Source organism: Streptomyces sp. NA04227, assembly GCF_013364195.1.
Classification (GTDB): domain Bacteria; phylum Actinomycetota; class Actinomycetes; order Streptomycetales; family Streptomycetaceae; genus Streptomyces.
Genome location: NZ_CP054918.1, coordinates 3,918,611 through 3,931,966 on the forward strand (window position 1 = coordinate 3,918,611; position 13,356 = coordinate 3,931,966).

Sequence of the window (13,356 nt, forward strand, 5' to 3'; positions counted from 1 at the left end):
GAGGGACGCGGAGGCAGTGGCGGACGCGGGGCCCAACTTCCTTGCGGAGGGCGGGAGATACGAGAAACGCAGGCAGTACGAGGAAGAGGGGGCCATGGTGACGCCGGAGGAGCGGGACGAGAAGGCGGCGCAGGAGAAGCCGGCGCAGGAGAAGCCGGACGAGAAAGCACGGCCCACGCGACCGGAACCCGGCGACGAATGGGGGCACCCCGACCCCGAGGACCGAACCGCCCGCGCCATCCCCCGCTCGCCCTTCGTGCGCAACGCACGCCTGGCCTCCCTCCCGCTCGGCTTCGTCGGCCGCAGCGCGCTGCACCTCGGGCGCCGCCTGTTCGGCGAGCCCGCCGACCTGCTCGCGGGCGAACTCCAGCGCCGTACCAGCCAGCACCTGTTCCGGGTGCTCGGCGAACTCAAGGGCGGCGCGATGAAGTTCGGGCAGATGCTGTCCGTCTTCGAGGCCGCGCTGCCGCCGGAGGTCATCGGCCCCTACCGGGCGGCCCTGACCCTGCTCCAGGAGGCAGCCCCCGCCCTTCCGGCGGAACAGGTGCACGCCGTACTGGAGGAGGAGCTGGGTCCGCGGTGGCGCGAACGGTTCAGCACGTTCGACGACACCCCGGCCGCGGCCGCCTCCATCGGCCAGGTCCACCGGGCTGTATGGGAGGACGGCCGCCCGGTGGCGGTGAAGATCCAGTACCCCGGCGCCGGGGAGGCCCTGCTCGGCGACTACGCCCAACTCGGGCGCCTGATAAGGCTGTTCTCGGTGGTCACCCCGGGCCTGGACGTGGAACCCATGCTGCGGGAACTGCGCGAGCGGGTCGCCGACGAGCTCGACTACCGCCTCGAGGCCGCGGCCCAGCAGGCCTTCGCGGACGCCTACCGGGGCGACAAGGAGATCCTGGTCCCGGACGTACTGGCCTTCACGGAACGCGTGCTCGTCAGCGAGTGGATGGAGGGCACGCCGCTCGCCGCCGTCATCCGGGAGGGCTCGCAGGCCGAGCGCGACGACGCCGGTCTCAAGTACGCCCGCTTCCTGTTCTCCGGCCCCGAGCGGGCGGGAAGGCTGCACGCCGACCCGCACCCCGGCAACTTCCGGCTGCTCGACGACGGCCGCCTGGGCGTCATCGACTTCGGCGCCGTCAAGCGTCTGCCGGACGGCTTCCCCCCAGCGCTCGGCACGCTGATCCGGCTGGCCCAGGACGGCGCCTGGCGGCCCGCCCAGGAACTCCTCGTCGCGGAGGGCATCATCACGCCGGGGGCACCCCTGGACCACGCGGCGCTCGGCTCGTTCCTGCTGCCCTTCGCCACACCCTCGGCCGAGGAGACGTACCGCTTCACCCGCGAATGGCTCCGCGAAGAGGTCGTGCAGGCCATCGACCTGCGCGAGGGCGGACTGCTGCGCCGCTTCAACCTGCCGCCGTCGTACGTCCTGGTCAACCGTGTGGTCGGCGCGGCCACCGCGGTGCTCTGCCAGCTCGAATGCGAGATCCCGTTCCGGGCGGAGGCGGCACGCTGGCTGCCGGGGTTCGCGACGGAGCCGGAGGAACGACAGGAATCCCAAGAACCGCAGGAACCGCAAGAACCGCAGGAACCGCAGGAACCACAGGAATCAGAGGAACCAGAGCAATCCTTCCCGGATGCCACGGAGTAACCCTCCGTGGCTGAGCGCTAACCCAAGATTCTCCGGCCCGCCGCGCACCGGCCCCGGAAAGGATCCACCACGGGAACAAGAACCGCCGCACACCCCGTGAACGGCAGGTCACGAGCCCTTTTTGTCAGGGCCGCCGGGCCGGCGGAGGGCCGGAGGGAAAAGAGACGGCAAAACACCCCCCTGACGAGCTTTGCGCACGTCAGGGGGGTGTCGAAGTGTGGAGCCTAGGAGAGTCGAACTCCTGACATCTGCCATGCAAAGACAGCGCTCTACCAACTGAGCTAAGGCCCCTCGTGAAGCGCGCCCCGGCCGGGAATCCCGCCTCCGGGGAGCACCTGGACCAGAGTAGCGGGTCTTCCCCCGGATCTCACAAAAGGATTAGGGCTCCCGGTGCACGACCACGCTCCGTAAGATGCACGACGGGGTTCACTTCAGCGAACCGCGGTACTTGGGGAAGCGATGGGGAGACGCAATGGATGCCGCACAGCAGGATGCCACGGCAAGAGCACGCGAACTGCAGCGCAACTGGTACGGGGAGCCACTGGGGACGCTCTTCCGCAAGCTCATAGATGATCTGGGTCTCAACCAGGCTCGGCTGGCCGGAGTCCTCGGACTCTCGGCGCCGATGCTGTCCCAGCTCATGAGCGGGCAGCGGGCGAAGATCGGCAACCCGGCGGTGGTGCAGCGGGTGCAGCTGCTGCAGTCACTGGCGAGCCAGGTCGCGGACGGCAGCGTGAGCGCCGCCGAGGCGACCGAGCGGATGGACGAGATCAAGAAATCGCAGGGCGGCTCGGTGCTCAGCAACGCCGGTCAGGCCACGGCCAGTTCGGGAGCGCCCACGGTCAAGCGGGTGGTACGCGAGATCCAGTCGCTGCTGCGGTCGGTCGCCGCGGCCGGGGACATCATCGATGCGGCGGACTCCCTCGCCCTCGCCCACCCGGAACTGGCAGAGTTCCTGAGGGTGTACGGCGCCGGACGCACGGCCGACGCGGTGACCCACTACCAGGCACACCAGAGCTGAGCCGGGGCACCGGCTCGCCCGGGCACACCGAAGGGGAGCGCGCCAGACCATGGGTGAGGTCTTCGCCGGCCGGTACGAACTGGCCGACCCGATCGGGCGTGGGGGAGTCGGTGCCGTATGGCGCGCCTGGGATCACCGGCGGCGCAGATACGTCGCCGCGAAGGTGCTCCAGCAGAGCGACGCGCACACGCTGCTGCGCTTCGTACGGGAGCAGGCCATGCGGATCGATCATCCGCATGTGCTCGCTCCCGCCAGCTGGGCCGCCGACGACGACAAGGTCCTGTTCACCATGGACCTCGTCGGCGGCGGCTCGCTCGCCCATCTCATCGGGGACTACGGGCCCCTGCCGCCCCGCTTCGTCTGCGTCCTGCTCGACCAGTTGCTCGCGGGCCTGGCCGCCGTGCACGACGAGGGCGTGGTGCACCGCGACATCAAACCGGCCAACATCCTTCTGGAGGCGACCGGTTCGGGCCGCCCGCACCTGCGCCTGTCCGACTTCGGCATCGCGATGCGCAAGGGCGAGCCGCGCCTGACCGAGACGGACTACGTCGTCGGCACCCCCGGCTACTTCGCCCCCGAGCAGATGCTCGGCTCCGAACCCGACTTCCCCGCCGACCTGTTCGCGGTCGGCCTGGTCGCGCTCTACCTCCTGGAGGGCGCCAAACCCGACGCCAAGGCGCTCATCGAGCACTTCGCCGCGCACGGCACCCCGCGCGCACCGCGCGGCGTCCCGGAGCCGCTGTGGCAGGTCGTCGCGAACCTGCTGCAGCCCGACCCCGACGCCCGCTTCCGCAGCGCGATCGGCGCCCGCAAGGCGCTCGCCCCGGTCACCGAACTCCTGCCGGAACCCTCCATCGACGAGGACGAGGTCGTCGAGGTCTTCGACCAACTCGGCCCGCTCCCCGAGGGGTTCGGCCCCGACGGCCCACTCCGCCGCCGCCCCACCCCGAAGAAGCCTTCCGCCCCGCCGCCCTCGCTCCCTTCGGCGGCCTCGCCCCCCTCGCCCCCCTCGCTCCCTTCGGCGGCCTCGCCCCCCTCGCTCCCTTCGGCGTCCTCGCCCCGCCCTCCAGCGCACCCGCCCGCGACCCCTCCGTCCACCGGAGGCTTCGCCGCGTCTTCCCCTTCCCCTTCCTCTTCCTCTTCGGCCGCTGGCTCTTCCTCGACGCCTTCGTCGCCCTCGTCGCCCTCGTCGGTTACGGACACCGGCAGCTTCCATTTGCCGCCGCCCGCTCAGCCCACCCCGAGCGCCGGACACCGGGACATGGTCCCGAGCCCGCCCGCACATCCCCCCACCACGAACACCCCGACGCCCACGCCCACCCCTCAGCCGCACACCAACACGGCCCCCCTCACACCCCGGACCGGCCCGACCCGCCAGTACACCGCCCCGCACCAGTTCCCCACCCCACAGGCCCACCCGGCCACCCAGGGCGTTCACGCACAACAGCCCCCGCACACACAGCAGTCGGCACCCCTCCCGGCACACCAGTCCCCGGACACCGTGACCGGGATCCGCCGCACCCCGCCCTCCCGCCGCAAGCGCAAGCCGGGTCCGCCCGCGAAGGTGGCGGTCCCGATGCTCACCATGGCGGCACTCTCCTTCGCCGTGGGCATCTGGGGCCTGCTTCAGCTCCTCTGAGGCCACCTCCGTACGCGGACATGCCGATGCGCGGCCCGGCGATACGCCGTCCGCGTGGAGGAGGGTGAAGGAGGTGGAGGACCCGGAAGAGGCAGCGGGGACAGGGGAGTTGGGCGTGCGCACACGGGGGCTGGACCGTACGCGGACGTAGCGGGGCCCTTGAGGAGTCGTCACGGGACTTCGACGCTGAGGAAACCGGAAGCCGGAGGGCTCGGAAGCCAGGCGCTCAGAAGTCGGTACTGAGAGAGGTCAGCGCTGAGAGAAGCCAGTGCTCAGAAGTCGGGTACTGAAGTCAGGTGCTGAAGCCGGGAGTTGATCGCCCGGGTCGGCAACCCCATGCGGGTTCGCCGGTTCGGCGAGGTCTTCGGTTCAGCAGGGTTCAGCAGGGTTCAGCAGGGTTCATCGGTACCAGAGCTCCACCGGTTCACAAGTGCCCGGCATCACTCGGCATCCACGTACTTCGTACTCCGTACTCGCGTGCCCACAAGCCATGTACTGACGCGTTGCTGTGCTCACGCGTTGCTGTGGTCACGTACGCGCGCGGTCGCCGCCGCCCGGACCACCGATCACAGCGCTCCAGTGCCGCCGCCACCCGCGTACCGCCCGATGTACCGCCCGGTGCACGGCCCGCTGGACGACCCGTTCGACAAGCCGCGTGCCCAGTGCGCACTCGCGCGCGGTGCGGCTCACTCTGCCCGCAGGGCACGCCGTACGAGGATCCGGCTGCGCGTGACGAACCGAAGGACGTACCGAAGGACGTACCGAAGGACGTACCGAAGGCGCGTGAACCGTCCGGCCCACGGAGCATCCGGGACCCGTACGGCCTCGGTGTCCCGCCGCCCGGCCGCGATGCACCGCTCCGCGGGGCGTCTCGCCTCGGGGACGGCAAGTGCAGTTCTCTGTACGTGCGTTGGCGTGTGCACCCGTGTCGAGGTGGGTGCGCGTGCCGGCGCGTGAGCAGGTGCCCGGTGCTGTGGCCGAGTCCGCTGTCGCATGCGGTGCCGCGTGCGTGCGCGCGGGCGTGGACATGCGTCGATGTGCGTGCGTGTGTGCCGACATGGCTGTCCGGGCCGTCAGGAGAGGATCTGGCCGGAGGAACCGGCGAGAAGGGCGGCCGTGGGGTCTTCGTAGACGTTGGGCCGGGCCTGGTGGACGACGGTCGGCGAGAGCGTGCCGGAGGCGTTGTTCGCGGCGGAGGCCGGACGGGGTTCGCCGGTGCCCTGGCGCTGCGAAGGGAAGGGTCCGGCGGCGTTGTCGGGTGCGACGGTGTCCGGAACGGCGTCGGCGTCCGAGACCGGGTCGACGCCCGCGAGTTCGGTGGCGGGGCTGCCTGCCGGAGTGACGGCGGGCGGTGCGTGCTCGGGAACAGGTGCGGGTGCGGGTGCGGGAGCCGGAGCGGGTGCGGCCTGGGCGCTCGGCCGTGGCTCTTCGCGGACCGGATCGGGCAGGGGCATCGCCTGTTCACGCAGTACGCGTCCCGGGGCTGCCTCCTGCTGTGGCACCTCGGACGTACGGTGTGCCTGCGGCGCGGTTCTGCTCGCCGCGCGCCGGCAACTCGGTGAGGAGCCGTGCGCCTCCGCCGCGATGCGCTGCTTCATCGTCGGCGGCAGCGATCTCGCGTGCCGCGGGACGAAGCGCGCCGGAGTCATCTCCATGACGTCCATCGCGGTTTCGAGGTCGTTGCACTGCTCCTCGCTCTTCTGGGCGGGAACGGCGGCCGAGGCGGTGCTGGAGAGTCCGAGTGCGGCGAAGGCTGCGAGGACGGCGGCGATAAGCGCTGTCCACAGCTTCATGACCTTGGTGACGGCCATGGCTCCTCACTTTCAGGTTGGGCGATTTGCGTACTTTCCCAATGATGTGTATGTGAGGAATCGAGTGGTGGACCGACACCGGCGAGCGGCTATCTTCCGATCAACACCACTCGTATGGACCCACGTACTGAGAAAATGAAGGAGTACGGGAGGAAGAGGGCCAAGAGGCCGAAATGCTGATCGAGAGTGGTGAACGTCATCACTCCGGGCACCCGCTCCGGAGGCCCGCGCTCCCCTTGCCCGTACGCCCGACTCGGCTGAACGGGAAGGGAGTTGAGGGCACAAGGAGGTCACCGATCGATATCGGCCGGTGTGTATAGTCGGGCGCCAGAGGTCCCCAACGTCAAGGAAAGACGAGGTCGCGCGGTGAAGAAGCTTCTCCTGATCGCTCTGGCTGCCATCGGCGGTCTCCTCGTGTACCGCCAGATCCAGGCGGATCGCGCCGAGCAGGATCTGTGGACGGAGGCGACCGACTCCGTGCCCACGGGTTCGTGAGCAGCCACAGCTGACAACACCTGGCCCCGGCCGCCCTCGCGGCCGGGGCTTCGTGCTGAGCGGACCCGACCGCGCCCGTCCCACGCCCGTCCCGTGCCCTGCCCCGAGCGGTGGCAGCGGCCGCCGTTCTCCACAAGCGGACTGATGGGGTTGCACAGGGGCCGGGGGCGGGGTAAAGAGTCCGGGCGGGCCGCGCACGGGACACCCGAGCACTCGTGAGACCCGAGCGGCGGCCCGATACTCATGCGGTGCACGCGGCGACGTACGGTCGGGCGGGTCAGGGGAGGGATGCACGTGGGCGGGCGGCTCGCGAGAAGGCGTGCGGTACGGGCCGTGCCCGCGCTCGCCGCGGCGTTGTTCCTGGTCGCCGCGCTGCCCGGGGCGGTCGCGACGGCCGCCGAACCGAACCCGTACGTCTTCGCCCAGGGCGCACCCACCGTGCCCGGCGCGGACGGCCCCGACGGCGCCCGGCCGCTCGAAGCGGGCGGCACCTACCGCAGCTCGCTGGGCCCCGGCGCGAAGGCCTACTACCGCGTCGAGCTGGACGCCTCCTCCAGCACCTACATATCCGCGACGGCCCTGCCCCCGCTCGGCACCGAGCTCGACTACGCCGACGGCATCCGGGTCTCCCTCCAGACCGACAAGGGCTTCGACTGCTCGTACGAGAGGTCCCGGTTCGGCTCGCTGTCCAGCCCCCGCCCGCTGGCCGCCACCGCCTCCCGCCTGATCGGCCCGAACGAGGGCACCTGCCAGCGCGCGGGCACGTACTACGTCATGGTCGAGCGCACCGGCGCCTCGGCGGAGGCCTGGGACCTGGAGCTCCAGTACGCCTCCGAGCCCGCACTGCGTGGCAAGGCCCCGAGCCCCCCGGCCACCTCGGCCCCCGCGAGCCCCGAGGCCTCCGCGAGTCCCAGCGCCGCCACCGGAACACCCCGCCCCCGCAAGGGCGGCACCGGCTTCAACGACGCCCGCGCCCTGGAAAGCGGCGCCTGGAGCGACCGCATCACCCCCGGGGCCACGCTCTTCTACCGCGTCCCCGTCGAATGGGGCCAGCGCCTCGGCGCGGGCGCCTCGCTCGCGCCGTCGGACGAGGAGCCCGGCTCGGGGACGGGGTCGGCGACGGGGTCCGGGACGGGTGCGAGTTCCGGGGCGGGCTCGGGCAGCCCTTCGGGGAGTGGTGCCGGAGGTGCGGGAGGGACCGGCGACTACGTCAGCAGCGCGCTCGAACTGGCGCTGTACAACCCGGTACGCGGCACCGTCGACCGCACCGACACCTCGTACAACGGCACCCCGAAGGAAGCGAGCCTGGCCCCGCTGCCGCCGGTGGCCTACGGGAACCGTTTCGCGGCCGCGAACGAGGAGATGACCGGCGCGCGCTTCGCGGGCTGGTACTACCTCGCCGTACACCTCAACTCCGAGGTCGCCGGGCTCACCGGCGGCAAGCCCCTCGACCTGACGCTCCGTCTCTCGGTCACCGGCCAGCCGCAGGAGGGCCCCGAGTACGCCGGTGTGCCCCGGCCCGCAGGCACCTTCGGCGTCACCGCGGAGGACCAGGAGGAGGCCGCGAACGGCAGCTCCGCCGACTCCGGCGCCGACGGCAGGACCACCGATGACGGCAAGACACTCAGCACCACCGCGGCCACGGCGGTGGCGGCGGGCGGCCTCGGCACCGGCACCCTCCTGGTCGCCGTCCTCGCGCTGTGGACCCTCGTCGCCCGCAGGGCGGCGGCACGTGCGGAGCGGAGAGAGCAGGCGGCGGCCGGTCCGCCGTCGCACGGGTACGGGAACGGATACGGGTACGGGTACGGCTATCCGGGGCCGGGGGCTGGACCGGGATCTGGGCCGGGGGCTGGGTCTGCACAAGGGCCAGGGACAGGAACAGAAACAGAAACAGGAACAGGGACAGGGCAGGGCTCCGGTCCGGGGAGCGGGCCGATGCCGGGGCCGGGCTCCTGGTAATCGCCCCGGTGCCCGTCCCCGGTCCCCGCCGTGGACCTGTGAACCTGGACCCTAGAACCCGTCCCGCACGGCGGTGAACCCCGCCGGGAACGGATTGGTGAGGGCCGTGTCCCAGTACCCGGCCTCGCGCTGGGCCAGTTCGTCGGCGGGGACGGTCGGCAGGGCCCACTCGGGGTCGCCGAGGCCCACCTGTGCGAGGGCGTCGGCGTACACGGAGGCGTCCCAGCGGGACATGGACAGGGGAATCTCCGCCCCGGGCGCGAGCAGGGCGATACGGAGCCGGTGTCTGCGGGTGTCCGGGTCCGCGGCGTGGACCGTCAGGCCGTACCGGGTCCAGTCCGGCCCCCGTACGTCGTACCGGGGATTGACCGTGACCGCCACCAGCCGCCCACCCGGCCGCAGCGCTCTGCGCGCACCGGCCAGCATCGCCGCCAACTCCTCGGGCGACTCGGCATAGTTGAACAGCCAGACCGCCGTGACCGTGTCGAAGGTGCCGAGGTCGGGCAGGTCCCGGGCGTCCGCCGTCCGGTAGACGATCGCGGGCGACTCGGTGGCGGCCTCCGCGTGCCCCACCATCTCCGGCGAGACGTCCACACCGACGACCTCGGAGGCCCCGAGCCCGTGCGCGTACCGCGCGTACGCGCCGTACCCGGTGGCGAGGTCGAGCACCCGCTGACCTCGGATGTCACCGACCAGGTCGAGAAACAGCCGCAGCTCCGGGATGGGGGCGGTGGCGGTGGTCTTGTACTGGCGGTACAGATCGCCCACCGCGTCGTACTGAGGTTCATCAGCCACGAAGCGACCATAACCAGGCACCGTGGCCTCCGGCACCTCGACGGAAGCGGAGGGCTGGATTCCGTCGGTCCGGGCCGCTCCGCCCGGCCGGGGGCGGCCGCCCGGTCGGCGTCAGCCGATGTTGGCCCTGCCTCAGCCGATGATGGCCTGCGTCTCTTGCTGGATGATCTCCTGGAACGGCACCTCGTCGTGGTTGCCGAGGACGACGCCGACCCAGCCGGTGTCCGGGTAGATGTTCCAGCTGGCGACGCTGCCGGGGTTGACGCCTGCGCGCCCGTTCACCCACTGGCCGCTGACGAGGCTGACCGGCAATGTGTAGGCCGCGAACGCCGCGTCGGCAGGAGCATCGGCGGGAGCGGACCGGTCGGCGGCCAGACCGCCTCCCTGCGGGGGGAGGGGGATCTTGGGCCCGGTGAAGAGCTCGGCGTAGGGCCGGTCCAGCAGTGTGCCGTCGCCCAGGGCCTGCGCGAACCGGATCAGGTCCGGCGCGGTGGCGAAGCCGCCGTCCCCGGGCGGATCGATGAAGTTGCGGCCCGGGTTCTTGCCCAGCTGGTACGGGTCCGGGCTGCCCTTGTCCAGGTTGCGGACGGCGTCCACCCGGCTGCCGTCGGCCTGCCGCATGTACGAGTGGGCGATGTGCTCGTCGGTGAGCCACTGCGGCCGGGTGTAGAACGCCGTGCCGGTCATGCCGCACCGCCCGAAGACGTTCTCCTCGACGTAGTCCCAGTACGTCATGCCGGTCACCGCCTCGACGATCAGCGCGGGGATGGCGACCTCGGCACCGGCGTGGTCGGTGGGAGTCCCGGGGGCGGCCACCGGCTCCGCCTGCCGGGCCCACCGCTCGTAGAACTCGTGCACTTCATCCCGGCTCTGGAAGACACGTTCCAGATCCTCCTTCGGGCTGTTCAGTCCGGAGGTGCCGGAGAGCAGGTGGTGGAGGGTCACCTTGTCGGCGATCTCCTTGGCGAAGCCCGTCAGATGGGTGCCCACCGTGTCCGAAAGCCTCAACCTGCCCCGCTGCGCCAGCTGCAGAATGGCCACCGCACCGAACGGCTTGCCCGCCGAGGAGAGGTTGAACGCGGTGCCCTCGTGATTACGGATCCCCCTCTCCTTGTCGGCCATCCCATAGCTGCGCGACAACACCGTCCGCCCCCGGTGCGACAGCATCACCACCCCGGAGAACCTGTCCTCCTCGGCCAGCTTCGCCACGTACCGGTCGTACGCTCCCCCGGGCAGCGCGTCCGGCGGAACCTCACCGGAACGGTCCGGCGTCGCAGCGGCGCTGCCACGCCGAGCGTTCACCAACTGCACACCGCCCGCGGCCACACCGACCGCCGCCAGCCCGCTCCACCCGAGCAGGCGCCGCCGGTCAACGCCACGTACGGATTCCGAGTCCATGATCACGTCCCCAATTCCGGTCGATGTTCCAGCCGAACCGACCGTCGCTGCGCGGCGGCCCGTGGCTCCAATGAACACGGGGGACTGTTGCCGGGGTGTATGCGTTTTTCGATACGCCCGCGATACAGCGCGGGCGGTGCGGCGGGCTGGCACCGGGCAACGCCCAGACTCGGGCCCAGGCTCACGGCACAACAAGAAGAGGGCGCTCCCACCAGGGGGAACGCCCTCTTCTACTGCACTTCTGCTGTGGGGCCAACAGGATTGAACCTGTGGCCTCATCCTTATCAGGTCGATCTAGAGGGGACCGGGACCTCGTCCAACCCACTTGCTGCCCTGACTGACCTGCCGCTGTTGTTCGGCCTTGGTCGGCGACATCCGCGCTTGTTGGTGTCAGTCGCTGATGTCAGAAGACTGCTTGCCGAGCTTGCTGTAGTAGTCGCGGCAGAACGTCACAAGGTCCTCCGCATGTAGCGCACCGTACTCCTCGGGTGTTGTCTGATCGACAGCCTGAATGACGTGGTGAGCTGACGTCGAGCGATAGCCCATCGCGCTGTCCTTCTCAGATATCTCCACAGCCCAGTACTTCACCAACGTCGGCGACTCCTGGAAGCTGCTGTACGTGATCGTGTCGCGAAGATCCCAGTCCTTGATCACGACATTCAGCCCCTCAGCGAGTGCCTCGCGGGCGTAGTCGATGGCAGCGTCGAGGCTCAAGCTGTAGAAGGTCAGAGGGCGGCCATTGGGCTCGCGCGGGATAGCCATCCCTGCACCCTATGGGCTCTCCGAGGTCGACGAAGCGGCTTTGGATTGGAGCTGCTTTGGGGCAAGTGATCGCAGAAGACAGCTTCCGTCCCGTGTCACACACCGTGGAACAGGCGTGGTTCAGGGCGTCCAGGTGGAGCGCGCCACTGTACGAGCCCTGGGCCGCGTCTGTTCGGCTCTGCCTGGGTCTCAGGTACACGGGAGGACGCTGTCTCCACCTCAACCACTCCACGACCGGCACCCGGCAACGGAGCCACGTCCATCCCGGCGTCCCGGCCCCCGCCGGAGGCATCAGCTTGTGCCCGCGGATGCTTCGATCTGCTCGTCGGGTTCACCCGAGACTTTCCAGGCCCAGTTTCGCGAGGCGTGACCGGATAGCGCTGGGCTTGCGGCCGAACTGCTTCCCAAGGGCTTCTACATCCCGGTGTCCTTGTTGGTAGAGGGCGAGGAGTTGAGCGTCATCGTTGCCGGTCCAGGACTGGCCCATCTTGGGGTACCGAGCACGGAGTTCTTCCGGCGATTCACGCTTCTTGCTGGGGTCGGCCTCAGGGTGTACAGACTCGATGATGTCGAGCGGGAAGTGCCCGACTTCGGTACCTGTGAGCCAGAGCGTGAGGTGATCGTCAGCGAAGGTGAGCCGGTCAGCGTAGATGGTCACTGCTCGGCGGAGTATATCGCTGTCGTTTGGGTCCTGGTGGTAGTCGCTGAACGTGAGGCGGAAGGCTGTGCGCGTTGCGGAGGTCCCCATAGGAAAAGCCTGCCCGTGGCTTCGACTGAGTGGAAGATCGTTTCTTGCCTGCCCGCTGCGCGTAGCGCGCCGCCGGGCGGGGCCGCTGCTGGCGAAGACACAGCGGCGGCCCCGCCGACGGCGGCGCGCACCCGTGCCGTGCGCGGGCCTTGATGAGGTTGAGAGACCTGTAACAGCTCGGTCGGCCACAGGGCTTGGCCTGGTCTGCCTGATGAACGTCGTCAGGGATGGCTGGCTGATCATGAACCCCTGGTCCGGATAGATCATGAGCCGTGCAGTTGCGCCGACGAGCATGTCGATCACAAGGCGGGCGCCTTGGAGGGAGTCGACGTACTTCGCGAAGGTCATCGGTGTGGATGCACTGACCACCTCCCCTTCCGGCCACAGCTTCCGCGCCGTCGCGTACGCTCTCCGCTCCTTGCTCACCAGTAGGACGGAGGAGACCTCGACCCTCGCCCCTTCCAACACACCCTTCGAGAAGCGGATGTCCGGTACAGCCAGATCAGCATGACGATAGACGTCTACACGCACGTGGTAGGCGACAACGAGCGGGAAGCAGTCGGCATGCTCGCCGAGCTTTTGGAAGATCCACTCATCGGTTGATGTCAGCCGTAGATGTCAAAGACCCCCAGGGAAGATCACCTGGGGGTCTTTTGGCTGGTGGGGCTAACAGGATTTGAACCTGTGGCCTCATCCTTATCAGAGATGGTGGCTTGCTCACTTGTGAGCACAAAGCCCAGCTCAGGCTGACGAATGGACTCTCTGAAAGATCGTTTGGGAGAATCTCGGGAGAACTACTGGGCTTCTGGGGGCCTGAGACCGCCGGGCGGGTTCCTATACCGTGACGCCCCACGGCTCACCTCCACTCGCGCAGAGACCACGCGCCGGAGTTCCAGTGGCGGAAGCTCGTGCGGGGTTCACCTCCGCTCGCGCGGAGACCACCTCGGCCCCGGCAGCACGTTCACCGCCACCGGCGGTTCACCTCCGCTCGCGCGGAGACCACACTACTGCGGTGGCGAGCGCGGTGATCAGCAGCGGTTCACCTCCGCTCGCGCGGAGACCACGACCCGCCCGCTGTCG

9 protein-coding genes, 1 tRNA gene, 1 pseudogene and 1 CRISPR repeat array (1 of these 12 running past the window's edge) are annotated in these 13,356 nt (G+C 69.8%); of the genes and pseudogenes, 5 read left to right on the top strand and 6 right to left on the bottom strand.

Annotated elements, in window-relative coordinates; translation table 11 throughout:
- Positions 1-94 precede the first annotated feature (94 nt).
- Positions 95-1,648 (top strand): AarF/ABC1/UbiB kinase family protein, encoded by a 1,554-nt coding sequence (locus HUT18_RS16655; RefSeq protein WP_176101435.1) that lies wholly within the window; start codon positions 95-97, stop codon positions 1,646-1,648.
- A gap of 218 nt (positions 1,649-1,866) precedes the next feature.
- Here HUT18_RS16655 and HUT18_RS16660 read toward each other — a convergent pair.
- Positions 1,867-1,939 (bottom strand) — tRNA-Ala (locus tag HUT18_RS16660).
- Positions 1,940-2,120: 181 nt separating this feature from the next.
- Here HUT18_RS16660 and HUT18_RS16665 point away from each other — a divergent pair.
- Together HUT18_RS16665 and HUT18_RS16670 are read left to right on the top strand one after the other, a co-directional pair.
- A complete protein-coding gene (locus HUT18_RS16665) occupies positions 2,121-2,669 on the top strand; it encodes a DNA-binding protein (protein WP_176101436.1) in 549 nt (182 codons plus the stop codon).
- Positions 2,670-2,718: 49 nt separating this feature from the next.
- Positions 2,719-4,308: a serine/threonine-protein kinase gene (locus tag HUT18_RS16670; protein WP_176101437.1), complete on the top strand. Its 1,590-nt coding sequence runs from the start codon at positions 2,719-2,721 to the stop codon at positions 4,306-4,308.
- 1,073 nt (positions 4,309-5,381) lie between these two features.
- Here the strand turns inward: HUT18_RS16670 and HUT18_RS16675 are convergent.
- Positions 5,382-6,119, bottom strand: a complete 738-nt coding sequence (locus HUT18_RS16675) for a DUF6344 domain-containing protein (protein WP_176101438.1) — start codon at positions 6,117-6,119, stop codon at positions 5,382-5,384.
- 366 nt (positions 6,120-6,485) lie between these two features.
- Here HUT18_RS16675 and HUT18_RS33295 point away from each other — a divergent pair, with 366 nt between their 5' ends.
- Together HUT18_RS33295 and HUT18_RS16685 are read left to right on the top strand one after the other, a co-directional pair.
- Complete coding sequence (locus HUT18_RS33295; RefSeq protein WP_217710499.1) at positions 6,486-6,614, top strand: DLW-39 family protein; 129 nt, start codon at positions 6,486-6,488, stop codon at positions 6,612-6,614.
- 333 nt (positions 6,615-6,947) lie between these two features.
- Positions 6,948-8,573 (top strand): hypothetical protein, encoded by a 1,626-nt coding sequence (locus HUT18_RS16685; RefSeq protein ID WP_176101440.1) that lies wholly within the window; start codon positions 6,948-6,950, stop codon positions 8,571-8,573.
- Positions 8,574-8,624: 51 nt separating this feature from the next.
- On the opposite strand, the gene HUT18_RS16690 is transcribed toward HUT18_RS16685, so the two are convergent.
- The 4 genes and pseudogenes from HUT18_RS16690 to HUT18_RS16705 form a co-directional block, all read right to left on the bottom strand.
- On the bottom strand, positions 8,625-9,368 hold the full coding sequence (locus HUT18_RS16690; protein WP_176101441.1) for a class I SAM-dependent methyltransferase: 744 nt from the start codon (positions 9,366-9,368) through the stop codon (positions 8,625-8,627).
- Positions 9,369-9,500: 132 nt separating this feature from the next.
- The gene (locus HUT18_RS16695) at positions 9,501-10,766 is read right to left on the bottom strand and encodes a serine hydrolase (protein WP_176101442.1); all 1,266 of its coding nucleotides are present in this window, start codon (positions 10,764-10,766) and stop codon (positions 9,501-9,503) included.
- Positions 10,767-11,156: 390 nt separating this feature from the next.
- The gene (locus tag HUT18_RS16700; RefSeq protein ID WP_176101443.1) at positions 11,157-11,528 is read right to left on the bottom strand and encodes a hypothetical protein; all 372 of its coding nucleotides are present in this window, start codon (positions 11,526-11,528) and stop codon (positions 11,157-11,159) included.
- Between the two features lie 979 nt (positions 11,529-12,507).
- Positions 12,508-12,765: pseudogene (locus tag HUT18_RS16705) on the bottom strand (YdcF family protein); the annotation flags it as partial.
- Positions 12,766-13,128: 363 nt separating this feature from the next.
- Positions 13,129-13,356: direct repeats of the CRISPR family, unit length 29 nt; unit sequence CGGTTCACCTCCGCTCGCGCGGAGACCAC; it runs 48 nt beyond the window's last position.